Genomic DNA, 23,175 nt, shown 5'->3' with positions numbered 1-23,175 from the left:
CGGATATCCTTGCTCCTGCAGGTTTCCGTTATCAGATAGAGCGCGAACGGAAGATGAACAAGACCGGGATCCCCTCCGGAATGGCGTATTGCCGGTACGAACCGATGTGCCACCGGAAAGGGCGAGGCGCCCGGTCGCCAGAGAATGCGGGCATTCTCCGCATGACCGGAGCGCACCGGGGCTGTTCTAGCGCCTCAATTCCATGCTGATCGGACCGTCCTTGCGCCCGTGGGTGAACTGATCGACCATGGGATTGCCGCTATGCATCAGCTCGGAGGCCAGTCCCTGCCAGACGAGCTTGCCCTGATACAGCATGGCCGCGCGATCGCCGATCCTCTGGGCCGAGGCCATGTCGTGGGTGATCGCGATTGCGGTGGAGCCGAGACGCTTGACGCAGTCGACGATCAGCCCGTCGATGACCGCGCCCATGATCGGATCGAGACCGGTCGTCGGCTCGTCGAAGAACAGGATGGCCGGGGTTCCGGCGATGGCGCGTGCGAGCCCCACACGCTTTTGCATGCCGCCGGAGAGCTCGGACGGGGCGAGTGCACCGACGGAGGGGTCGAGGCCGACCTGACGCAATATCTCCCCTGCCTGCGTACGGGCCTGAGCGGCAGAAAGGCGCTTGTGCTGTGCGCGGCACTGGGCGCGCAGCCCGAAGACGATGTTGTCCGCAACGGTCATGCTGTCGAACAGGGCGGCATTCTGGAACAGCATGCCGATCTGCCGTTCCAGTTCCTCGCGTCGTTTGCCGGAGGCCGTCAGCACATCCTCTCCGTCGATCTCGATCGAGCCGGAATCGGGCGTGACGAGACCCAGAATGCAGCGCAGCAGAACGGATTTTCCGCTGCCCGACCCTCCGATGATCACGAATGAGGTTCCGGTCTCGACGTCCAGATCGATCCCGTCGAGAACTTTCTTCGGTCCGAAAGACTTCGTCAGTCCACGGATGCGGATCTTGGGCTGGGCGTTCATTGTGCGAAAAACAGATCCGTAAGGAGATAATCGAAAGCGAGAAGCAGGATCGATGCGGCCACCACGGCGGCCGTGGTGGCGGATCCGACACCTTCCGCTCCCCCCCGGCTCGTGTAACCGTGATAGCATCCCATGAGGCTTATGATGAAGCCGAACACGGCGGCCTTGGAGAGACCCACCATCACATCGAGCGGCTTGAGCGCGTTCAGCGTCGCGGTAACGTAGCTGTGCGGGTCGAAGCCGAGCTTGGAGACCGAGACGGTGAACCCGCCGAGCACACCCAGAATATCGGCGACGAGCACCAGAAACGGCAGCGCCAGGGTCCCGGCGAGGAGGCGCGGCGTGACCAGATATTTCATCGGATCGGTCGAGAGCGTGCGCAGCGCATCGATCTGGTCGGTGACGCGCATCGTGCCGATTTCCGCCGACATGGCGGCGCCGACCCGCCCTGCGACCATCAGCCCCGCCAGAACCGGGCCGAGCTCGCGCACGACGGCGAGCACGACGATTCCCGCAATTGCGCTCTGGACGTGATATTGCGCAAAGCCTGCATAGGATTGCAATGCGATGACCCCGCCGGAGAAAATGGCGGTGAGCGCGACGACGGGCAGGGAAAAGAAGGCGATCTCGATCAGTGCGTTGAAAAACACCTTCCAGTAGAAGGGCGGACGCAGCAGATGCGACAGACCGGCCAGAGCGAAAAGCGCCAGCGCACCGGCCTTGCGTATCATGGCAAGGCAGGCGCGCCCGATGGCCGCCACAGGATCGAGCAGGATGTTCACGGTCAGATGGCGCAAGATGGGACGATCATTCCCAAGCCGTAGCCCGACTGCGCGCCGTCGTCAAAGCCCAAACGGAGGGTCGGGCCGCTCCCTGTCTATCCGGGCTGTCTGTCGAGCGCTTCGAGCTGGCGATGCAGATGAAACTCCCGGGAGGTCAGACAGCTTTCGACGTTGCCCACACGCCGGTCGAGGCGCTGGAGCCGCTCTGTCAGCGCGAGCAGCTCAGGGAGCTGCGTGGACGGTTCGGGTTTCGATGGTCTCGCCGCAACGGCCATGAGCGCGGGTTCGAGCCGTTTTCCGAGGGTGGGGCTGATCCTGTGCAGCCAGCGGATCAGAGGCGGAACGATCCGGCGTCGCAAGAGTGCCAGAGCCAGGACGACGAGCAGGACGATCCCCGATCCCAATCCCGACTCTTCCTCCGACTCTTCATCTGCGACTGCGGGAACGGGAGCATGAGCGGCGCCGGTCCCTGAAGGTCGCTCCGGAGGGGAAGGCGGCCCGGGCGGAGAAGGGGTCTCCTCGGTTCCTGTCGACCCGGAGGAAGAGGATTGGGAGGAAGAGGATCGGGAGGAAGAAGGTCGGGGGGAGACGATGGCGCGCGCACTCATCTGGCGCAGAGCGTCGAAATCCACGACCGTCCCGTCGGCTTTTGTCATGCGATGCGCATCGATGACCGTCCCGTCGGGCAGGATGAGGGCAGTCTTTCCCCGGGCGCCTTTTTTCGGGGAGTGCGGGGACTGCTGAGGGAGCTTGTGCGTGAGCCGGGGCGGGGGCGTGACGACCGTGATGGTCCCCGGGCCAGTGCTGTGGCTGTGGAGGGCGTCCCGTACTTCCCTTACCCGTATGTCGCCCGGGCCTCCGGTCTGAAGAGCCGCCTCATGGGCAACCCCGTCGAAAAAAGCATCGCCCGACCCCGACAATGCGAATGTCAGTCGATCGATCGTTCCATGGCGGATTTCCAGATCGCCGGGGCCGGTCTGGCTGAGATCGAAAGATGGCGCCCTGGCGGTGCCGATCGTGATATCGCCCGGGCCGGACAGGGCGAGCAGGGCAGGACCGGCAAGCGTATCGAGCGTCAGGTCGCCCGGGCCGCTTCCGCGATAGATCAGGGCCGTCGCCTTGTCGATCCGGAGCGTTCCTCGCCCCTGTCGGGCGGCGACCGGTCCATCGACCCAGCCGATGGTCAGCGAGTCGTAATTCATCGCGGTGACGACGACGGCGGTTCCGGTTTTCACCCGGATTGTCGCGTCTTCTCCGCAGGCGTCGCCCGTCAGCCAGGCGTCGTGTGCCGCCGCCGACAGGGAGAGGCCCGATGGGATGTCGCGCATATCGACCATTCCGTCGAGGCGATCCAGCCCCCGGATACGGATATCCGCGGCACAGCCGGTTGCGACATGAAGCGTGTAGGGGGCCGCGGAGAGCACCGCCTGCGGTGAGATCCGGCCACCGGGCGCGGTCGGGGAGACTGCGGCAGCGGTTCCAGGCGGCCCCGATTGTGCCGGAAGAGGCGCGGCACGTGCAGATATGGCAGGCAGGGAACAAAGAAGGACGGATGAGAAAAGGAGAGACGCAGAAAGGACGGATGGGAAACGGACCCGTGCCGGATGGTCCGCGATGCGCGCAGGAAGAGGAGAAACGGGCCGCCGGGGGGTACCACAGGTGATTTCGGCTCGCGCGGATCGTGAGACGGGACGCGTCATCCGTGCCTCCTGTCGAGATCGCGAAACTGGCGAAGAAGATGGAAATTGCGCGATGTCACACAGGATTCCACCCGCCCGACACGGTTTTCGAGCCGGGCGAGGCGCGTGGACAACGCAGGAAGATCGACGCCGTCTGCCCAGCCATGGGGCCGGTCGGCCCGGTTTGCGGTGGAAGACGCGCGACGCAGGGGGCCTGTTGACCTGTGCGTCGGCCCTCCCGGGGGATGCGTCGGGGGGCGGCCCGTCAGGCGCAGAAGGAGCGCGTGGATGAAAGGACGGGTCCTGGCCCGGAAAAACCAGAGGAGGCAGGCAGCAGAAATCAGGACGACCAGCCAGTCCGGAATGGACAGATCGAGCGTGATTCCCTTCGGTGCTCCGGGTGTGTGTGTGTCGGCAGCCTGAATCTCGGCAGCCTGTGTTTCGGTGGGTCCGGATGCCGGGGTCGTGGCGGAATGAAGGACGTTGATCGTCCCATGCGCGTCCGCCTGCCGATCGAGCGTGCCGGTGACACGGTCTACCGTGACCGTACTGTACCCGTTCGCCGAGAGATCCGCAGACCCCGAAGTGCCGAGGAAGGAAAAGCGTCCGCTGCCACTGACCCGGGCCTCGATGCGATCGATGGCGCCCCGGCCGATCGCAACCGTGCCATATCCGGACTGGCTGACGCGCATGAGGGGTGAGGCGACGGAATCGATCCTGACCGTCGGCGAGCCGTCGAGCGTCAGGCTTGCGGGGCCGTCCAGACGCTTCAGATGGACCGACGCATAGCCGTCATCGACGAGGTCGAGCGCCCGGGCCCGATCGATGTCGATTGCGGGGCTTCCTGCGACCCTGAGCGAGACCGGCCCATCGACGTGACGGAGGCGTATGCTGCTATAGCCCTGCACTGTGCCCGAGACCGCGGTGCCGGGCCTGACGCGGATGCGTGCCGTGCTGTCGCAGCTGCGCCCCTCCAGGGTCGCCTCGTGAGCCGTGGAGATAAAGGAGAGACCGGCCACGGCGCGACTGAGCGTTGCGCCTTCCTCCTGCGATTCCACGCCCTCGATCTCGATTCCGCCGGAGCAGGCCGTGTCGATACGCAGCGTGTAGGGTGCCGCCTCGAGTTGCGCCTGCGGTGTTCCGGGGCTTGCGAGCGCTGCCGGGATGCCGAGACCGAGCGTCAGGATCAGGGAAAGCCGGATCACCTGGGAGACCCTTCTCTTTGCGGTGATCTGGCCGTTCCGGCGGTCGCTGTGTCATCAGAGGACGATGCGCCCGTGTCGGATGTGCCCGTGTCGGATGTGCCCGTGTCCGAGGCACCGGTGTCGGATGCCTCCGGTACAGGCGTTCGCGGCGAAGCTGCTTGCGGTCCCGATCCCGATCCTGCCGATGTCGCTGTGCTGCCGGTCGTGTCACCGCTGTTTTCCGCGGCGGCACGGCCATCGCGCCTCCCGGAAACACGGGAGGAGGCAGCAGGCAGGGAGGCGCCGGGCGTAGCGGCGCCGGGCATGGAAGCGCCGGGCGAGGAAGAGCCGGGCGAGGAAGAGCCCGGGACAGGCGGGTCCGGAATGACCGGTCCGTCAGACGGTGGGGACCGGCGCGCGGCGATCGGGGGTGTCGAAGGTCCGGACGCGGATGGCAGGGGGCCGGAAGAACCGGGCTGGGATGTACCGGGCTGGGAAGAAACAGGCGGGGAAGAGGTGGACGCGGAGGATCCGGAGGCCGGAGACCCCGTCACACGGGATTCCGGCACCAGGGGCGTGGCGGGGGGGCGTGCGGAGGGCGCGCGCCCGGGCTGTGCGGGTTCCGGGCGTGCTGCCCCATGCGTGCTCGACTCCGTTTGGCCGGATGAAGGCGGTACAGGAGTCGGTCCGGATGCCGGGACGGTGGAGGAGCTCACGGGCGGAGAGGTAATGACGGCGGTTGCCGTTGCCGCCTCTTCCGGGCCTATCTGCACGTCTCCGGTGCGGGTGAGCGCGCCGCTGACACGCGGTATTCTCACGAGGCCGGTGCCGTTGGCCGCTACCGTTGCCGTATCGGCGGTTCCGCCGATGCGGGTGCTTGCTGCGTTGTTGACGGTCAGCGTGAGGACACCGAAACGACCATCCGTGATCGTCAGATGGCTGGCCTCGGAAAGCTGGGCGGAGAACGCATCGAGATCAGCATGATCGATCACGAGACCGGATGCGCCGCTCGCGACCACCTGCGCGGCGCGGTTGAGATGGCCAATATGGACCTGCTCGGTCCCGCGCAGGCTCAGATCGAGCGACTGGATCGTGTCGGCATCAAGCTGTCCGGCCTCGAGGCTGGCCTCGAGAGAGGCGAGCCTGCCATTGATGACGATATGGCTGTCATGGCTGTCATGGATCAGAACGCCGACATTGGGCGCGACGAGGATCGAGACATGCGCCTTGGGCGCGCAGCTCTTGCTGGCGATCATGACGCGCGGCGAGCCCTGGGTCTTGCCGGTCCGGATCGTGACATGCGCGCCGCCCGTCGCTGCGCTGTCGAGCGAAACGCCGTCCTGCATCGCGGGATCGACCGTGATCTCGACGCGACCGATACAGGGCAGGTTGAGATCGAGATCCTCGGCATTCACCACCTGGGGGGCGGCCCGTGCAGGTGCCGACCCGAGTCCGAGCCCCGATCCGGGCCAGAACCCGGACCCGGCAAGCGTGGCAAGAAGCGTCGTCGCGAGAAGGCGTCGCGACAGGCGCGCGGCTGGTGGGAGTGCTGCGCTCATGAGAAATTCCGTGTTCTCCAGCCGGGAACGTCCTCGTCGAGAATCCGCTCGAGTTGCTCGACTCTCTCCTCGAGGCGTCGCGCCTGGACATGGGCCTGGTTGAGTACGACCAGATCCGCTTCCTGCAGGCGGCTCGCCGCTGCACGGGACCGGCTGCGTACCGTCACGATGTACATGATCATAACGAACGGCATCACGACCGCCGCCAGACCGATCAGGTCGTGGAGGCTGCTTGAAGAACTATGCATCTCGATGATCCGTCCGTTCCCTTATCGGCGATTGTGTCGTCTTGCCTGCGATCCGGTCCGTTTCCCGGCTCATCCCTTGCGGCTCCGGATCTTCTCCCGGAGCGCCTCGAGCTCGTTTTCGACGGCCAGATCGGTTTCCAGCGTCGCCAGCTCGTCCTGCAGGCTCGGCTTGCGGGTTCCGTCCATCCCGCGGCCGAGTTCATAGGCTTCTGCCTTCCCTTCGAGCGCGTCGAGCGCGCGCTCGACCTGTTCGAACCGGTTGAAGGCGTTCTCCACCCGGGTGTCGTAGAGGCGCTCGCGCGTCTTCACACGGTTCTGTGCGGCCTTGTGACGCAGGGCGAGGGATTTCTCGCGCGATTTGGCGTCTGCCAGCTTGGCCTGGAGCTTCGCGATGTCGTCCTGCTGCTGGTCGAGACTTTCCGTCACGAGACGGATCTGCTGATCCAGCGCCACACGCCCCTGCTCGACGCTCGCCTTGGCCGCGAGAGCAGCCTTGGCCAGATCCTCGCGGTCGCGCGTCAGGGCGAGCTCGGCCTTGCGGAGCCATTCGCTTTCTTCCTGCATCATGGCGCGCGCACGTCGTTCGAGCGTCTTGCGCTCGGCGATCATGTGCACCGCCTGACTGCGAACTTCGACCAGCGTGTCTTCCATTTCCTGGATGACGAGCCGGATCATCTTTTCCGGATCCTCTGCGCTGGCAAGTATGGCGTTGAGATTCGAGTTAACGATATCGGCAAGACGGGAGAAGATACCCATGGGACGTTCTTTCTTTGCTTGAGACTGATTTAGCAGGAAACCGGGGAGGAGCGACAGATGCTTCTCTTGTCAGCGTAACGATCCGGGGTGAAAGTCGGACCGTCGACAACCGAAGATGCAAGACAGGCCCGATAATGGCGCGATCTGCCCGAACCGAAGAAATGCCGACGCCGATCGGACGATCCCTGGCATTTCTCGGAATGCTCGATCATGTGTCGCGCCTCGCCCCGCTCGACCGGCCCGCCCTCATCATCGGCGAGCGCGGCACGGGAAAGGAACTCGTCGCCGCGCGTCTCGCCCTGCTGTCGCCGCGCTGGGACAAGCCGTTCGTCAAGCTCAACTGCGCTGCCCTGTCGGAATCCCTTCTCGACAGCGAATTGTTCGGTCATGAGGCGGGCGCGTTCACGGGCGCGCAAAAACGCAGGATCTCGCGCTTCGAGCAGGCGCATGGCGGCACGCTGTTTCTGGACGAGATCGCTTCGGCCTCGCGCGCCGTGCAGGAAAAGCTTCTCAGGGTCATCGAATACGGCAGTTTCGAGCGCGTGGGCGGCAACGATACCCTCCATGTGGATGTCCGCCTGATCGGCGCGACCAATGCCGATCTGCCCGAACTGGCACGGCGCGGCGATTTTCGCGCGGATCTGCTCGACAGGCTCGCCTTCGATGTCGTGATGCTGCCGCCTCTGAGAATGCGTCAGGACGATATCCTCATTCTTGCGGAGCATTTCGCGACCCGCATGACGTCCTCTCTGGGACGCAGGCTCTTTGCCGGTTTTTCCGACAGGGCGCGGAGCACCCTCATGAGCCATGACTGGCCCGGCAATGTCCGTGAATTGCGCAATGTCGTCGAGCGCAGCGTCTATCGCATGGAGCGGCCCGAAAAGCCGCTCGAGGATATCGTGCTGGATCCGTTCCGCTCGGGGCCGGACTGGCTGCGTCCACTCGTCGCCGATCGGGCGGACGATCCCGATGCTGCATCCGCGTCCGGACAGGCAAGGGCGAGCGAGGCCGCTCATCCGGCGCCTGCCCCGGATGCGATTGCGGGCATTGCCCCGGGCATTGCTCCGGGGGCGGTTCCGGGCGCGATGCCCCCCGCGTCTTCCTCCGTGCCAGCTGCGTTTTCCCTCGAGGAGGGATTTGCAGGAGCGATCCGGGCTCATGAACGCAGTCTTCTGGAATACGCCCTCCGGGAAGCCCGCTTCAACCAGAAGGAGGCAGCGCGTATATTGTCGCTGACCTATTACCAGTTCCGGCATCTCTTGCGTCAGCACGGTCTGGCGGAAAAATCGGCGCGGCGACGGATCACGCCGTCGGGATGAGAGAGCATGGATCATGAAGCACGTCATGCAAGTTTCGTGCCAAATGAGCGATATCGTGCCCTTTCATGATCGGGCCCGGACAGGAAAGGGCGGATAATCCCATCCAGTGGCGCATTGCGCCATATCGTCCGGTATCCGCTTCTCCTCTTGCGGGGTGTCCGTCATGTCCCTTGGCGGGAATCTGTCATGTCCTCCGGCGGGAGCCGGGCGCCCCCGGTGTCAGGGACGCCCGATGGAGTGATAGGAAAATCCTGCCTCGCGCATGGCGGCGGGTTCCCAGATATTGCGGAAATCCGCGATGACCCGTCCTCTCATGGCAGAGAGAAGACGCGCGGGGGCCAGGGCACGGAACACGTTCCATTCGGTCAGGACGATCAGCGCATCGGCACCGAGCGCCGCATCCTGCGCCGACAGGGCATACTCGACCGCGCCGGGAAGGAGAGGGCGCGCGGCATTCATACCCTCGGGATCATAGGCGCGGATCGTGGCGCCTTCCTCCACCAGACGATGGATCAGGGGAAGCGATGACGCCTCGCGCATGTCATCCGTATCGGGCTTGAACGTGAGGCCGAGCACGGCGATCGTCTTGCCATGAACCGATCCGCCGCAAAGGGCGATGACGCGTTCGGCCATGGCTGCCTTGCGCGCTTCGTTGACGGCCACCGTCGTCTCGACCAGACGCGACGGCGCTCCGGCATCCCGTGCGATCGCAGTCAGGGCGCGCGTGTCCTTCGGGAAGCACGACCCTCCATAGCCGGGCCCGGCATGGAGAAACTTGCGGCCGATTCTCTGATCCAGCCCCATGCCGCGGGCGACGTCATGGATGTTCCCCCCGAGACGCTCGCACAGATCCGCCATTTCGTTGATGAAGGTGACCTTCATGGCGAGAAAGGCGTTCGCCGCATATTTCGTGAGTTCCGCCGTCTCGAGATCGGTCATGACGATCGGCGTTTCGATGAGATAGAGCGGGCGATAGAGCTGACGCATGAGCGCTGTGGCATGGGCGCCGCCGTCGCGGGCAGTCCCGTCGATTCCGATGATCACCCGGTCCGGGCGCATGAAATCGCCGATGGCATTGCCTTCGCGCAGGAATTCCGGGTTCGATGCGACGCTGAATGCGAGATCGGGTCGCTCGCTCCGGAGGATACGGGCCACTTCGCGTCCGGTGCCGACCGGAACGGTCGATTTCGTGACCACCAGAAGACCGGTCCGGGCATGGCGGGCAATCTGGCGCGCAGCTTCGTACACATAGGTCAGATCGGCATGACCGTCACCGCGGCGCGTCGGTGTGCCCACGGCGATGAAGACGGCATCCACCGTCTCGATCGCAGAGGCCAGATCCTCCGTGAAGGTCAGGCGCCCGGCTTCCGTATTGGCCGAGACGATCTTGTCGAGCCCGGGTTCGTATATGGGAATGGAGCCGGCACGCAGCGCATCGAGCTTGTCCCGGTCGGTCTCGACGATCACCACTTCGGTGCCGAATTCCGCGAAACAGGCGCCGGAAACAAGACCGACATAGCCGCCGCCAATCATCGCAATCCGCATGGTCTCTCTCTTTCTGACCCGTTATCCGTGGTGCAGGGCGTAGCCCAAACGGGGCGTGGGATAAAGCGCCCTGCATCCGCGTGCGGATTGCCGGACCGGCCCGACGCGTCCTTTTCCGCACAAATCCGTGACTCCCGGGAGGAAGGCGGGATCGGCAGAAAACTCCGGTTGCCTTTCGCCCGATGGAGGAGGAGAGTTACGCGGCATGTCCGCAACAAGACGCTCCCCCGAGGGAAGCGGCGCCGATAGCGGCGCTACGGACACGAGAAAATCCGGTTTCCTCCGGTCGCCTTCCTCTCCGGCGTTTTCATGAAGAGACTGATTGGATCCGGCGTTTCCGTGCTGACCTCCCCCTCCTCTCCCAGACCCCGCTTCACCACCGGGCAGATCGTCCTTCTCGGCCTGGTCAGTACGATCGGTCCGATCTCGACGGATATGTATCTTCCGGCTTTTCCCCAGCTCGAGCGCGATCTCGGGCAGGGTCCGGGTTCGGCGCAGCTCACCCTCGCAGCCTGGTTCATCGGTCTTGCGATCGGGCAGTTCTGTCTCGGCCCGCTTTCCGACCGCTTCGGTCGGCAGAAGCCGCTCGTGGCCGGGTTGCTGCTTTATGTCGTTGCGACCGTCGCCCTCGCGACGACGACCAGTTATTGGGGTTTTTGCGGGCTGAGGCTCGTCGCGGCGCTGGGGGGTGCGATTACCAGCGTGGTCCCGCGCGCCATCGTGCGCGATATCGCGACCGGTCACGAGGCGGTGCGTCTCATGTCCCAGCTGACGCTCGTCTTCGGCGTGGGGCCAATCCTTGCGCCGACCCTCGGCAGCGCGCTGCTCGCCTTCGGGAGCTGGCGCATGATTTTCTGGGCCGGGGCGATCGCCGCAGGGATCCTCGCCCTGTTCTGCATGACCGCCATGCCGGAGACGCTCCCCGAGGAGCGGCGCTATGCGCTTCCGCCGGTCGAGATCCTGCGTCGCTACATCCGCCTTGCGCGCGAACCCGTCTTCATGTCCTCGGCCCTGCTCTCGAGTTTCAGCACATTCGTGATGTTCGCCTATCTGTCGAACGCGCCGCTTCTCTTCGAGCATCTCCTCGGATTTTCTCCCCGGGGCTTTGCGATCTTTTTCGGCATCAATGCATCGGGATTCATTCTGGCGACCCAGATCAACGGGCGGCTCTCGCATCGCTTTGCGTTCACGTCCGTCATGCAGGGCGGGTTGATCGCCTGTCTGCTGTCCGGGCTGACGCTGCTTGCCGTGAGTGCAAGCCACGTCGTCGGGGCGGCCGATCCGTGGCCGCTCTGCGCCCTGATCGTGAGCACAACGTTCACGCTCGGCTTCATCGGGCCGAACGCGAATGTGCTCGCCCTGACCCATCACGGCCATCAGGCGGGCGCCGCCTCTGCCCTGATGGGAACCCTGGCCTTCGCCATTGGCGGCTCGAGCGGGATCGTCATGGCCCTGCTACCGCCGACGCGGCTGAGTTCGACGGCGATCGGCATGCTCGTCGGCATCTGCGGCATGTGGCTGTGCAATCTCTGGCGTCGCGCCGCTGCCAGAGCAATGCAGGACCCCCCACCCCACACGATCCCACCCCACACGATCCAGCGTCACGACGATATCGCCCACTGAACGCGATCGCCACCGGACGCGATCGCCCACCGGACGCGGCATCGTGCCGGTTCAGTGATAGCGGCAGGGCTGGTTCGTGACAGGCGCTGCGTCCGACTGGATGACGAGAAGCGTGACCTCGCCATCGCCGACATTGCCCGCGTCGTGGCCCTTCTTGCCCTTGTACGGTCCATCGCGCATCGGCTGGACGTTCTGGTCCTCTCCGAACAGGATGTCGCCCGGCCCCATCTCCACCCGTGTGCCGTCCATGGCCCTGACCCACCAGCGTCCCTTGAGGGGCACGATCCACTGGGGCCTGGGGTCGGGATGCCAGGCGCCGTTCCAGTGCGCCGGCTGGACCGTCATCATCATGGTGGCGGTCCGGGGAGGCATCGGGTCCTGCCATTGCGGCCCGGCAGGGGGCGACATGCTCTTGAGAAAGAAATTCGAAACCGGACAGCGCGCGATATGGCTGATGCCCTGCGCGTCGGTCCAGAGATGCTGATAGCTGCGCAACGGCTTGGGTGGGGTTGCGCTCCCTGCGAACGAGGCCGGAGCGGCGGCGAGAGCGAGCAGCGTCGCCAGGCCGGAAGGCAACAATTTCTTCATGGAGCGGGTTCTCGACAAGCTGGTCACGCGGCGTGACACTCCTCCTACGTTCCGTTTCTCCGATCGTTCCTGACAGGATTGCGCTTTGCTGAGCAGACTTCTGATCGTCACCCTGGCCGCGCTCGTCGCCATTTACGGTCTCTGCATGATCGTTCTCTATCTGCGACAGGACCGGCTCGTCTTTCCCGCAGGAACGCAGAAGCTGGGGGCGCCGGATGCGGCGATCCCCGGCGCATATGCGATCACGCTTGTCACGAAGGACGGCGTGACGCTGGACGCCTGGTACAAGCCCCCTGCTTCCGGCGCGCCGGTTCTGGTCTATCTTCACGGCAATGCCGGGTCGCTCGCGACGCGCGGGCGACGTCTTGCGATGCTGGCGGAAGGAAAGACGGGCCTGCTCGGTGTCGAATATCGCGGCTATGCCGGCAATCCCGGAAAGCCGAGCCAGACCGGCCTCGTGCGCGATGCCGCCGCCGCGATGACGTTCCTGCATGAGCGGGGGATCGCACCGCGTCGTATCGTGCTTTATGGCGAATCGCTCGGTACTTACGTTGCGGTGAAAACGGCCCTGGATTGGCCCGTGGCCGGGGTCGTTCTCGATTCGCCCTATACGAGCGTCGCCGATGTCGCTGCAAAGCGGTATCCCTACGCCCCGGTCCGGGCGCTGATACGCAACCGCTTCGATACGGATCGGATCGTCGGCGGTCTCAGGGTGCCGCTTCTCGTCATCCGTACCACGCAGGACAGGACCGTGCCGCCGGAGGAGAGCCTTGCCCTGTTCGAGGCGGCGCCCGAACCGAAGGAGGTCTGGACGACCGCCCGTGGCACGCATTCGAGCGTGCTCGAGAATGGCGGTCTCGGTCCGGTGCTTCGTTTCGTGACCCGGGTGACCGCATCGCCCGCCACAAGTCCCTGACACCACAAACCCCTGACACCACGAGGCCCTGACGCCGGGAGCCCCTGCCGCCACGATTTCCTGATGCCGGGCGATCGCGCGCACCGGGCGTGACACGGTCAGGAGGGAATGGACCGAAGCGCCGGATAAAGGGCGCGATAGCGTGCGTAGGCCTGGCCGTAGGGGGCGATGAGACCGGGATCCGGCGCGATGGCCGCGACACGCTCGGGAGGCGTGCAGACCGTTTCCACCGGCTCGCCCGTGACCGCCAGCCTGGCGAGACGCGCTGCGCCGAAGGCGCCTCCCTGCTCGCCATGAGCGAGACGATGCAGGGTGACGTTCAGGACCGAAGCGAGGATGGCCGTCCACAAGGGTGCCCGCGAGCCTCCGCCGATCACGTCCGCTTCGGTCACGCGCGTTCCCGAGGCGGCAAGCCCCTCCAGAGCATCGCGGAAGGAGAAGGCCACGCCTTCGAGAACGGCCTGCGTCATTTCGGCGCGTGTGGTGTCCTGCGTCAGCCCGACGAAGCCCCCGCGGATCGTGCCGTCATTATGGGGGGTGCGTTCGCCGGAAAGATAGGGGGCGAACAGGACGGGCGAGGGCTTTTCGGGGCGGTCGGGCAGCTCGTCCAGCAGGCTCTTTTCATCCAGCCCGGTCACGCGCGACCACCAGGCCAGAGAGGCGGCGGCGGAGAGCGTTACGCCCATCTGGTGCCATTGCCCGGGGACAGCGTGACAGAAGGCGTGGATGGCGTGTTGTCCGCCGGGATGGAAGCGATCGGTCGTGACCCAGATGACCCCCGATGTGCCCAGCGAGAGGAAGGCGTCACCCGTGCGGATGGCGCCGAGTCCGACAGCCCCGGCCGCATTATCCCCGGCGCCACCGGCGAAAACGGGGGGTGTCTTCATGCCCCAGCGCGCGGCGAGTTCCGCAGAGAGATGGCCTGCGGGATCCGTTCCCTCGACCAGGCGGGGCATGGAGGCGAGACGCAGCCCCGTCGCCTCGAGCGCCGCATCCGACCAGAGGCGCCGCCCCGTATCGAGCCAGAGGGATCCCGATGCATCGGACATGTCTTCGATCAGGGCCCCGCTCATCCTGAAGCGCAGCCAGGCCTTGGGCAGGACCACATGGCGCGTACGGGCGAAAAGCGCGGGCTCGTGGCGGGCGACCCAGAGGATTTTCGGCGCGGTGAAACCCGGCATGGCAATATTGCCCGTGATCTGGCGGCACATCGGAAAACGATGCTCGAACAGGGAGCATTCCGTTTCGGCACGGGTGTCGTTCCAGAGAATGCAGGGGCGCAGTACGCCGCCCGCCTCATCGAGCAGCACCGCGCCGTGTTGCTGTCCGGACAATCCGATCCCGCGTACCGCCGAAACGGCATCGGGGTGATCGGCCCTGAGTGCATCGAGCGCGCGCAATGTTGCCTCGTACCAGGATTCGGGATCCTGTTCGCTCCATCCGGCATGAGGGCGCGAGACGGACAGTCTTTCCGTGCGGGAGGCGACGACATTCTGCGCCGCATCGACCAGAACGGCCTTGACGCCAGAGGTGCCGAGATCGATGCCGATATACATATGTGCTTCCGGGCCTTTTTCTGGGGGCGCTCGCGTTGGACGATAAGACGTCCGGGGGCAGGGATGTCGCGTCACAATCGGGTGAAAGCCGCAGCGCCTCTCTCATTCTTCATGCGTGCAACCCCTGACAAACCGTCTCGCAGACCCCATAGATCAAGGCATGACCCGGACCGGGTGTCAGGACGGTTTCATGACGGGATGGAGTAGGCACACGCTTAGTTCCTGTCTATGGTCGCCGGGCTGTGGTCGCAGGATCGGGTGCGCGATTGCGATCCTGAAAGGCAAAGGGAGAGACGATGTCGGTCGAGATCAAGGTGCCGGTTCTAGGAGAAAGTGTCACCTCGGCGACGGTAACCCGATGGCTCAAGAAGACCGGCGAGGCCGTCGCGGCAGACGAGCCGGTCGTTGAGCTCGAGACCGACAAGATCAGCGTCGAGGTGCCTGCGCCGCAGGCTGGCGTCTTGTGCGGCGATCTCGTCAAGGAGGGTGCCGAAGTGGCCGTCGGCAGCGTTCTCGGAGCGCTGGACCCGAACGGGAAGGCGACTGCGACCGGAGAGAGCGCATCCGGGTCGAAGCCTCCTGTCGACCAGAACAGTGGCGACAAGAACGACGGCGATAAAAATGACGGGCACAAGAACGACGGGCAAGCGAAGGCCGGCCAGGCGTCAGGCAAGGCATCGGACGAGACAGGATCCGGCAAGACCGGTTCCGGTCAGGATGACGCCTCCCGCTCCGGTCATGCGGGCGGCGCGCAGGCACCGATGCCCGCCGCATCGCGCCTCATGGCGGAAAAGCGGGTCGATCCCTCGATCATCGCGCAGGGCACCGGACTGGACGGGCGTATCACCAAGAGCGACGTGATTGCAGGGCTCGCGCATCCGCGCCCGGCCGCCTCCCGCGGAGACACGTCTTCACCTGCCGCAGGGCGGGAGACGACGCGCGAGAGCGTGCCCGCGCAGTCGGGCGACCCGTCGGCGCGTCTGCCCGACAGCGAACGCGATACCCGCGAGCAGCGTATGCCCATGACGCGTCTGCGCCAGACCATCGCGCGTCGCCTCAAGGAGGCGCAGAACACGGCAGCGATCCTGACGACCTTCAACGAGGTCGATATGAGCGCCGCCAAGGCCCTGCGGGCCGAATATCGCGAATCGTTCGAGAAGAAACACGGTGTGAAGCTCGGCTTCATGTCGATTTTCGCGCGTGCGGTCATCGAGGCCCTGCAGGAGTTTCCGGCTCTCAACGCGACGATCGACGGCGACGAGATCGTCTACCGGCGATTCGTCAATCTCGGGATCGCGGTCGGCAGCGAGCGCGGTCTCGTGGTGCCGGTCCTGCACGATGCGGATCGGATGGGCTTTGCGGAACTCGAGCGTCGCATCGGCGATTTCGGCGCCCGCGCCCGTGCGGGCACGCTGAAGCTCGACGAGCTGTCGCGCGGGACATTCTCCATCACCAATGGCGGCATTTTCGGATCCCTGCTCTCGACGCCCATCCTGAACACGCCGCAATCCGGCATTCTGGGCATGCATGCCATCCAGGACCGGCCCGTCGCGATCGACGGTCAGGTCGTGATCAGGCCGATGATGTATGTTGCCCTGTCCTACGACCATCGCATGGTGGATGGGCGCGAGGCGGTGAGCTTCCTGGTGCGCGTCAAACAATATGTGGAAGATCCGCGACGCCTGCTGCTCGATGTCTGAGACGAAAGGGACCCCCATGTCCGAGACCTATCAATTCGATCTGGCCGTTATCGGGGCCGGCCCGGGCGGATATGTCTGTGCTCTGAAAGCAGCGCAGCGCGGCCTCAAGGTCCTGTGCGTCGACCGGCGCGAGACGCCGGGCGGCACGTGCCTCAATGTCGGGTGCATTCCCTCCAAGGCGCTTCTGCACAGTTCCGAGCGTCTTCATGAGGCGTCGACCGAATTCGAGGCGCTCGGGATCGAGGGCGTTACCCCGAAGCTCAATCTGACCCGCATGATGGAGCGCAAATCCCGCGTGGTTGCCGATACGGTCAAGGGTATCGGCTATCTCTTTCGCAAGAATGCGGTGACGTTCCGGGTGGGAGAGGCCGCGCTCACCGGGCCGCATGCGCTGACCGTGGGGGGCGAGGTGATCACCGCGGCGTCCATCGTGATCGCGACGGGAAGTGCTCCCGTCTCCCTGCCGGATGTCGCTTTCGACGAAAAGCAGATCGTCTCCTCGACCGGCGCGCTCGCCCTGGACGCCGTACCAGGGCGTCTGGCGGTGATCGGCGCCGGGGTGATCGGTCTCGAACTCGGCAGCGTCTGGAAACGTCTGGGCAGCGAAGTCACGGTCGTGGAATATGGCGATCATGTCGCGCCCGGCTTCGATCGCGGTCTGGGCAAGCAGTTCCAGAGGTCGCTGGAGAAGCTCGGGCTGAAATTCCACCTCTCGTCCAAGGTGACCGGCATCGAGAAGAGGGCCGACTCGGTTTCCCTCACCGTTCAGCCGGTCGGCAAGGAGGAAACCCGGACGATCGAGGCCGATGTCGTGCTGATCGCCATCGGGCGCAGGGCCTATACGGACGGGCTGAACCTGTCGGCGGTCGGGATCGAGACCGACCGTGCCGGTCGCATTCCGGTCGATCAGTCGTTCCGGACATCGTGTCCCGGCATCTATGCCATCGGCGACGTGATTGCCGGGCCGATGCTCGCACACAAGGCGGAGGAAGAGGGGCTCGCTCTTGCCGAGCAGCTTGCCGGGCGTGTGGGTCATGTGCCCTATGACGCCATTCCCTCCGTCATCTATACCCAGCCCGAATTCGCCATGGTCGGCAAGACCGAGGAGCAGCTCAAAAGCGAAGGCGTGGCGTACAGGACGGGCAGTTTTCCGTTCATGGCCAGCGCCCGCGCCCGCGCCATCGGCGCGACCGAAGGCGGGGTGAAGGTTCTCACCGACGAGAAAACGGATCGCGTTCTCGGCGTTCACATTCTCGGAGCCTGCGCCGGAGAGCTGATTGCAGAGGCGACGCTCGCCATGACCTTCAGGGCGAGTGCCGAGGATATCGCGCTGGCCTGTCACGCACATCCGACCCTGTCGGAAGCCCTGAAAGAGGCGTCGCTCGGCGCATTCGACCGTCCGCTCCATCTCTGACGGCGCATCCCGCCCGGTGCCGCGAAAGCGATCGACCCGGTTGTCTCTCCCGGGCGTCTCTTGCCGGGCATCTCTTCCCGGGGCTTCCCCCGGTCGCTTCCGACCGGCCGTCGTTCAGGCTGCCAGCAGCCTGTCGATCGCGTTCTGAAGCAGGGTTCCCGTCAGGGGCGTCCCGGTCAGATCGAGCGTCATATAGGCGATATTGCGACGCGAGGCGATCAGATAGAAGCACGAACGCAGATGCTGCTGACCGTCCAGACAGCGATTGAGTTCGAGCACCCGGGTTCTCCTGCCACTCATGAGGAGATTGGCAAGGCCGGCGCCATGCGGTGCGATGACGAGCTCGGCCTGATGGAACAGGGCGCGCTGTGTGGCGAGATCGCATGTGGCAAGATCGATGAGCGGCAGATCGTTCTTTCCTGCGATGTCCTCGAGAACAGCGACATCCCCCTCCGTAAGGCGAGGGTCATGGACGTTCCTGCGCATGATGACGAAACGGGCAGGGAGATCCGGTCGGGGTAAAGCAGGCTCCAGACGATCGAGCAGCATATGGGGTGCTGTCGTGTTCAGGAAGTTCTCGGGCATTCGCGGCGTATGCCAGAAGAAATGAAGCCGCCGGACCGGATAGAGACCGTCTCCCAGAAGGCGAACCCGGTCCGCAAGGCCGAAAAGCGCGAGACTGTCAGCCTGAAGCCGGGGCGCATAATTGAGATGGCGCCCCTCTGCGGATCGCATGATGTCGGGAAGCAGCAGCTCCATGGAGGGCGGCTGAAAGGTCGCGGCGATTCCGGTGCGCAGCAGGGCATAGGCGAGCCAGTGATAATAATTGGTCCATGCAGCGTCGAACCCCGCAAATGCCTCCCCCAGCGACGGGTGTACGGTCATGGCGGGCAGACGGAAAAGCGTCCGGTCGCGATAGAGCGCATGTCGGCAGAAGCAGGACGGCTCCTCGATGACCCGTCGCTCCCTATCGACGATCAGGCCGTCGAGTCCGGGATATATGACGAGCCATGCCTGTTCCAGCGTGAAGAGACGCAGACTTGTCGGCGTGAACACGTCGTATTGCTCGCGGGGCGACGCAGCATAGGGATCCATACCCGCGGCGAGGCGATCGAGATCCTGATCTGCGAAGGCCGGGAGAGGGGGCGGGCGCGGGCGTGAGGGACCGGAGAGGGAAACGAGGCGCCCCGCACCCGTGTCGAACGCGCTCCTGCAGCCCGCGATCTGCAGTCCCGTTTCGTCATTATCCATGGCGTGGTCCCGCCTCTCTGCGCGACCCGCGATCGGGGCCGTCCGGTTGTCGTTTCCTCAAGTGGTTCCCTGTCGCGAGAACCGTTTCCTCCCTCCCCCCCCATCGGAGGGATTACCCGTTCGGGATGACGCGATGCCCATGGCCTCGGCGTACGAGGCCAGAATGCACGGGGCCAGAATGCACGGGGCCCGAATGCCCGGGGCCGGAATAGATGGGGCCGGAATGCATGGGATCGGGGCGCATGAACGCCGTCGGCCCGGCGGGAGCCCGGGTGCACCGTTGCTGGCCGGGCAGGTCTCGTTCGCGCATCGGGGGGCGGAGGCGTTTTCCGTTGCAGGAAAGGTCCGCCCGCCGGAATTTCCCGGAGCGCCCGCCGGTTCCGGCCTCGCTCAGCCCAGCGCGTCCCTGACGAGCCCGGCCTGCTCGGACGCATGTTCGCTCGCAAGTCCCGTCGCAGGCGAGGCGGCTGCCTTGCGCCCGGCGAAGACGGGGCGGGGATGGGCATGATCGATCCGTGTCGCCGAATCCTCGATCCGCCGATCGACGAAAGTCCAGGCGCCGGCATTTTGCGGCTCTTCCTGACACCAGACGATCTTCGCATTCGGGTAACGGGCCAGCTCGCGGGAGAGCACGTCTCTCGGGAAGGGATAAAGCTGCTCGATCCGGATGATTGCGACGTCCTTGCGCTCCGCATCCCGGCGTGCTGCGCGCAGATCGTAATACACCTTGCCCGAGCAGAGCACGACCCGCGTGATGTCGCTGTCGGGGGCAAGGGCATCGGTTTCCGGCAGGATCGTGCGGAACCGCGTCTCGGGGCCGAAATCCGAAAGGTCCGAGACGGCTTCCTTGTGACGCAGAAGCGATTTCGGCGTCATGATGATCAGCGGCTTGCGGCACTCGCGCGCGATCTGGCGGCGAAGCGCGTGGAAGTAGTTGGCCGGGGTCGTGATGTTGCAGACACGCAGATTGTTTTCGGCACAGAGTTGCAGATAGCGCTCGAGCCGGGCGGAGGAATGCTCCGGTCCCTGTCCCTCATATCCGTGGGGGAGAAGCATGACGAGCCCGGAGGTGCGCAGCCATTTCGTCTCGCCGGAGGCGATGAACTGGTCGATGATCACCTGCGCGCCATTGGCGAAATCGCCGAACTGGGCTTCCCAGAGAACGAGGGCATTGGGTGCTGCGAGCGTATAGCCGTATTCGAAGCCGAGCACGCCGAATTCGGAAAGCAGGGAGTTATAGACCTCGATCCGCGCCTGACCGTCCGCGATGTTGTTGAGGGGCACATAATCGCTCTGGTTGAGCTGATCGACCAGAACCGCGTGACGCTGGCTGAAGGTGCCGCGCTGGCAGTCCTCGCCCGAAAGACGGACGGGATGATGCTGGAGCAGGAGCGATCCGAATGCCAGAGCCTCGCCGAGCGCCCAGTCGATACCGCTGCCGGACTCCACGGCCTGAGCGCGGCTCTGGATGACGCGGCGCAGACGCGGATGAAGGGCGAAATCTTCCGGAATACGGGTCAGGGCCGCGCCGACGCGTTGCAGGCCGGAAAGGCTGATGCCGGTGACGGGCTGTTCGCGCAGGGGCTCGTCGGAAAGGCGCGAGGGATCCTGATTGCATTCGAGCCAGTCTTCCCGGCTCGGCTGATAGGATTTCGCGGCCTCGAACTGCGTCTGGAGATGATCCTGAAAGGCCTGGAACTGGTCATCGGCCGTTTCCGCATCGATGATCTTCTCGCGTGCGAGGCGCTTTGCATAGAGTGCCCGGGTCGTCGGACGCGCGGCAATGGCCTTGTACATCGTCGGCTGGGTGAAGGCCGGTTCGTCGGCCTCGTTATGGCCGTGACGGCGGTAGCAGACGAGGTCGAGCACGACATCGGCCGCAAATTCGCGCCGGTAATCCGCGGCGAGACGGGCGCAATAGGCAGCCGCTTCGGGTTCGTCTCCGTTGACGTGGAAAATGGGCGCCTGAACGGCCTTCGCGATATCGGTGCAGTAGAACCCGGAATGGGCATGGGCCGAGATGGTCGTGAAACCGATCTGATTGTTGGTGACCACATGAACCGTCCCGCCGGTGCGATAGCCGATGAGCTGGGACATCGCCATCGTCTCGTAAACGATTCCCTGACCGGCAAACGCCGCATCGCCATGGATCAGGAGGCCGAGATGACGGTAGCGGTTCTCGAGGCCCTGACAGCCTTCCGAGTCCTGGATGGCGCGCACTCTCCCGACCACGACCGGGTCGACGGCCTCGAGATGGGAGGGGTTGGGGAGAAGGGTCACGCGCACCTTCTCGTTTGCGACCTGAAGCGTTGCGGCAGTGCCCAGATGGTATTTGACGTCGCCCGAGCCCTGTACGTCGGTCGGCTTGAAGGAGGCACCGGCAAATTCGGAAAAGATCGCGGCAAAAGGCTTCTGGACGACATTCGCCATCACGTTGAGTCGCCCGCGATGGGCCATGCCGACGGACACGCTGCGCGTGCCATGGAGCACGGATTGCTCGATGATGGCATGAAGGGCCGGTATCGTCGTTTCGCTGCCCTCCAGCCCGAAGCGCTTCGTGCCGGTGAAGCGTTTCTGGCAGAAGCTCTCGAAACCCTCCGCCTCGGTGAGCTGCTCGAGAATGGTCTTTTTCTGCGCTGCCGAAAAGGCACGACGCCAGTCATCGCCCTCGAGGCGATGCTGCAGCCACAGGCGCTGGGCTGCATCCTGGATGTGCATGTACTCGACCCCGATGGGGCCGCAATAGGTCTGTCGCAGGGCGGCGAGAAGCTCGTTGATGGTTGCGCTCGCACGCTCCGGCAGCAGCGAGCTGACCATCTGGCCGAGATAGATGGGACGATCCCGGTCCAGCGGCCCGAAACCGTAGGTCGCGGGATCGAGCTCTGTATAGGATTTCGGAACCTGGAGGCCGAGCGGATCGAGGCGGGCTTCGAGATGGCCGCGCACGCGATAGGCCCGCACGAGCTGGATCGCGCGCACGCTGTCATCGACGCTGGCGAGAAGATCCGTGGCCGAGAACTCCGCGCCCGCGCGGGCTCCGGACGCGCCATTGGCGCGTGTCTCGAGCAGGGAGGCATGTTCGCCCCAGCTGGCCCGGTCGATCGCCGCTTCGGTTGCGGCACGTTCGGCATCGAGCGCCTGGAAGAGGGCGGCAAAGGACGGGTCGACGCTCCGGGGGTCCGAGGCCCATTTGGAATGCAGATCCGCCAGATAGACCGTGTTGGCCCCGTTCAAAGCGCTTGGCAGCGGTCCGATCTCACCCATACTTGCAGCCCTCCCCGGCTGTGTCTTACGGACGTCGATATCGTCCCAGAATGGCATCGTCGTGGCGCGGTCGTCCATGCAACTCTTCTTGTTCGACAGCGACCGCCGCCCTTTTCCGGACGATTCCGGTTTACAAACGCATTTCCGGCAGACGACACCAGAAAGAGGCGCAACTTTCAATCCGGCAACCCGTCTATTGACTCCGTGCGAGACGATGCCGAGTTCTAGCGGATCGGGGCACGTCCCGACATTGCAGTTTGGAAGGGTCTGTCATGCGCCGCCTGTCCGCGCTCGCCGTAGTCACGTTTGCGCTATCCCTTCCGACCCTGAGCGGGCCGGGGCAGGTGGCGGGTCCGGCATCTCCTTCCTGGTCGATCCTGTCTGTGGCCTCGGCCATGCCCGAGCGTCCCGTCACGGAATCGGGGCGACATCTCGCTTTCGACAGTCGCGCATCGCTTCGCTGCACCCGTGCGCCGCGTCTCGTACGCACCGCCTTCGAACCGTCCGCCTATGCGCAACGGGCGGAAGGCGGAAACATGAACGGACGAAATGCGGGGGACGGGCAGCGCAGGAGTGAAAACGTCCCCGCCCCGAACACCCCCACGCAGAACGCAGCCGGGGTCCGGTCGCTGAAATCGTGCTTCTCCGACGCCGACAGGATCGGGGCGGGATACACGCAGTTCGTGAGCAACAGCGCCGTGCGTCATCCCCATCACCGCCTGCGTGGCTGAACCGGCATAACCGGGGCGACCGGATCCGGATGCCGCCCGATGCGCGCAAGACCCGGGTTTCGTCCGGCGGCCCAGACCGGAGCCT

At 65.0% G+C, this 23,175-nt stretch carries 18 protein-coding genes; 6 read left to right on the top strand and 12 right to left on the bottom strand.

The genetic code is table 11. The features are described 5' to 3' along the window. Positions 1-186: 186 nt before the first annotated feature. From SSA02_RS07925 to pspA, 7 genes are all read right to left on the bottom strand, one after another. The gene (locus SSA02_RS07925; protein WP_147093533.1) at positions 187-975 is read right to left on the bottom strand and encodes an ABC transporter ATP-binding protein; all 789 of its coding nucleotides are present in this window, start codon (positions 973-975) and stop codon (positions 187-189) included. Further along, positions 972-1,757 carry an MlaE family ABC transporter permease gene (locus tag SSA02_RS07920; protein ID WP_147093692.1) on the bottom strand — a complete coding sequence of 262 codons (786 nt, stop codon included), beginning with the start codon at positions 1,755-1,757 and terminating at the stop codon, positions 972-974. The genes SSA02_RS07925 and SSA02_RS07920 overlap by 4 nt, the downstream gene beginning before the upstream one ends. 95 nt (positions 1,758-1,852) lie before the next feature. Further along, positions 1,853-3,181 (bottom strand): GIN domain-containing protein, encoded by a 1,329-nt coding sequence (locus tag SSA02_RS07915; protein ID WP_147093532.1) that lies wholly within the window; start codon positions 3,179-3,181, stop codon positions 1,853-1,855. Positions 3,182-3,453: 272 nt separating this feature from the next. Then, a complete protein-coding gene (locus tag SSA02_RS07910; protein ID WP_147093531.1) occupies positions 3,454-4,641 on the bottom strand; it encodes a hypothetical protein in 1,188 nt (395 codons plus the stop codon). Continuing rightward, positions 4,638-6,179, bottom strand: coding sequence for a hypothetical protein (locus SSA02_RS07905; RefSeq protein WP_147093530.1), 1,542 nt, complete (start codon positions 6,177-6,179; stop codon positions 4,638-4,640). The genes SSA02_RS07910 and SSA02_RS07905 overlap by 4 nt, the downstream gene beginning before the upstream one ends. Continuing rightward, entirely contained in the window at positions 6,176-6,427 is a 252-nt protein-coding gene (pspB, locus tag SSA02_RS07900) for an envelope stress response membrane protein PspB (RefSeq protein WP_147093529.1), read from the bottom strand. The genes SSA02_RS07905 and pspB overlap by 4 nt, the downstream gene beginning before the upstream one ends. A 69-nt stretch (positions 6,428-6,496) precedes the next feature. Next, positions 6,497-7,183: a phage shock protein PspA gene (gene pspA, locus SSA02_RS07895; protein WP_147093528.1), complete on the bottom strand. Its 687-nt coding sequence runs from the start codon at positions 7,181-7,183 to the stop codon at positions 6,497-6,499. 134 nt (positions 7,184-7,317) lie between these two features. Here pspA and pspF point away from each other — a divergent pair, with 134 nt between their 5' ends. Then, positions 7,318-8,502 carry a phage shock protein operon transcriptional activator gene (gene pspF / locus SSA02_RS07890; RefSeq protein WP_147093527.1) on the top strand — a complete coding sequence of 395 codons (1,185 nt, stop codon included), beginning with the start codon at positions 7,318-7,320 and terminating at the stop codon, positions 8,500-8,502. A 219-nt stretch (positions 8,503-8,721) separates the two neighbouring features. Here pspF and SSA02_RS07885 read toward each other — a convergent pair whose 3' ends face one another. After that, complete coding sequence (locus tag SSA02_RS07885; protein WP_186807723.1) at positions 8,722-10,047, bottom strand: UDP-glucose dehydrogenase family protein; 1,326 nt, start codon at positions 10,045-10,047, stop codon at positions 8,722-8,724. A gap of 309 nt (positions 10,048-10,356) precedes the next feature. Between SSA02_RS07885 and SSA02_RS07880 the strand changes: the two genes are divergently transcribed. Then, complete coding sequence (locus SSA02_RS07880) at positions 10,357-11,670, top strand: multidrug effflux MFS transporter (protein WP_147093526.1); 1,314 nt, start codon at positions 10,357-10,359, stop codon at positions 11,668-11,670. A 51-nt stretch (positions 11,671-11,721) separates the two neighbouring features. On the opposite strand, the gene SSA02_RS07875 is transcribed toward SSA02_RS07880, so the two are convergent. After that, complete coding sequence (locus SSA02_RS07875; protein ID WP_147093525.1) at positions 11,722-12,258, bottom strand: cupin domain-containing protein; 537 nt, start codon at positions 12,256-12,258, stop codon at positions 11,722-11,724. 85 nt (positions 12,259-12,343) lie between these two features. Between SSA02_RS07875 and SSA02_RS07870 the strand changes: the two genes are divergently transcribed. Then, positions 12,344-13,174, top strand: coding sequence for an alpha/beta hydrolase (locus tag SSA02_RS07870; protein ID WP_147093524.1), 831 nt, complete (start codon positions 12,344-12,346; stop codon positions 13,172-13,174). Positions 13,175-13,272: 98 nt separating this feature from the next. Here the strand turns inward: SSA02_RS07870 and xylB are convergent, their stop codons facing one another. Continuing rightward, a complete protein-coding gene (gene xylB / locus SSA02_RS07865; protein WP_147093523.1) occupies positions 13,273-14,730 on the bottom strand; it encodes a xylulokinase in 1,458 nt (485 codons plus the stop codon). A 296-nt stretch (positions 14,731-15,026) separates the two neighbouring features. Between xylB and odhB the strand changes: the two genes are divergently transcribed. Next, positions 15,027-16,430: a 2-oxoglutarate dehydrogenase complex dihydrolipoyllysine-residue succinyltransferase gene (gene odhB, locus SSA02_RS07860; protein WP_147093522.1), complete on the top strand. Its 1,404-nt coding sequence runs from the start codon at positions 15,027-15,029 to the stop codon at positions 16,428-16,430. Next, on the top strand, positions 16,423-17,844 hold the full coding sequence (gene lpdA / locus SSA02_RS07855) for a dihydrolipoyl dehydrogenase (protein ID WP_371859199.1): 1,422 nt from the start codon (positions 16,423-16,425) through the stop codon (positions 17,842-17,844). Before odhB ends, lpdA begins: the two co-directional genes overlap by 8 nt. Before the next feature lie 114 nt (positions 17,845-17,958). On the opposite strand, the gene SSA02_RS07850 is transcribed toward lpdA, so the two are convergent. Then, positions 17,959-19,095, bottom strand: coding sequence for a glycosyltransferase 61 family protein (locus tag SSA02_RS07850; protein WP_147093520.1), 1,137 nt, complete (start codon positions 19,093-19,095; stop codon positions 17,959-17,961). Between the two features lie 390 nt (positions 19,096-19,485). Continuing rightward, the gene (locus SSA02_RS07845; RefSeq protein ID WP_147093690.1) at positions 19,486-22,359 is read right to left on the bottom strand and encodes a 2-oxoglutarate dehydrogenase E1 component; all 2,874 of its coding nucleotides are present in this window, start codon (positions 22,357-22,359) and stop codon (positions 19,486-19,488) included. Between the two features lie 272 nt (positions 22,360-22,631). Here SSA02_RS07845 and SSA02_RS07840 point away from each other — a divergent pair, with 272 nt between their 5' ends. Further along, on the top strand, positions 22,632-23,090 hold the full coding sequence (locus tag SSA02_RS07840; RefSeq protein ID WP_147093519.1) for a hypothetical protein: 459 nt from the start codon (positions 22,632-22,634) through the stop codon (positions 23,088-23,090). Positions 23,091-23,175 lie beyond the last annotated feature (85 nt).

It is taken from the genome of Swaminathania salitolerans (genome assembly GCF_007988945.1).
Classification (GTDB): domain Bacteria; phylum Pseudomonadota; class Alphaproteobacteria; order Acetobacterales; family Acetobacteraceae; genus Swaminathania; species Swaminathania salitolerans.
This window is presented reverse-complemented; position numbering and strand designations above follow the sequence as displayed.

Excerpts from the sequence above, each read along its gene's own strand:
- SSA02_RS07845 (WP_147093690.1), bottom strand. The coding sequence starts at position 22,359 with ATGGGTGAGATCGGACCGCTGCCAAGCGCTTTGAACGGGGCCAACACG.
- SSA02_RS07885 (WP_186807723.1), bottom strand. The coding sequence starts at position 10,047 with ATGCGGATTGCGATGATTGGCGGCGGCTATGTCGGTCTTGTTTCCGGC.
- SSA02_RS07875 (WP_147093525.1), bottom strand. The coding sequence starts at position 12,258 with ATGAAGAAATTGTTGCCTTCCGGCCTGGCGACGCTGCTCGCTCTCGCC.
- odhB (WP_147093522.1), top strand. The coding sequence starts at position 15,027 with ATGTCGGTCGAGATCAAGGTGCCGGTTCTAGGAGAAAGTGTCACCTCG.
- xylB (WP_147093523.1), bottom strand. The coding sequence starts at position 14,730 with ATGTATATCGGCATCGATCTCGGCACCTCTGGCGTCAAGGCCGTTCTG.
- SSA02_RS07880 (WP_147093526.1), top strand. The coding sequence starts at position 10,357 with ATGAAGAGACTGATTGGATCCGGCGTTTCCGTGCTGACCTCCCCCTCC.
- SSA02_RS07850 (WP_147093520.1), bottom strand. The coding sequence starts at position 19,095 with ATGGATAATGACGAAACGGGACTGCAGATCGCGGGCTGCAGGAGCGCG.
- lpdA (WP_371859199.1), top strand. The coding sequence starts at position 16,423 with ATGTCTGAGACGAAAGGGACCCCCATGTCCGAGACCTATCAATTCGAT.
- pspF (WP_147093527.1), top strand. The coding sequence starts at position 7,318 with ATGGCGCGATCTGCCCGAACCGAAGAAATGCCGACGCCGATCGGACGA.
- SSA02_RS07905 (WP_147093530.1), bottom strand. The coding sequence starts at position 6,179 with ATGAGCGCAGCACTCCCACCAGCCGCGCGCCTGTCGCGACGCCTTCTC.
- pspA (WP_147093528.1), bottom strand. The coding sequence starts at position 7,183 with ATGGGTATCTTCTCCCGTCTTGCCGATATCGTTAACTCGAATCTCAAC.
- pspB (WP_147093529.1), bottom strand. The coding sequence starts at position 6,427 with ATGCATAGTTCTTCAAGCAGCCTCCACGACCTGATCGGTCTGGCGGCG.
- SSA02_RS07840 (WP_147093519.1), top strand. The coding sequence starts at position 22,632 with ATGCGCCGCCTGTCCGCGCTCGCCGTAGTCACGTTTGCGCTATCCCTT.
- SSA02_RS07925 (WP_147093533.1), bottom strand. The coding sequence starts at position 975 with ATGAACGCCCAGCCCAAGATCCGCATCCGTGGACTGACGAAGTCTTTC.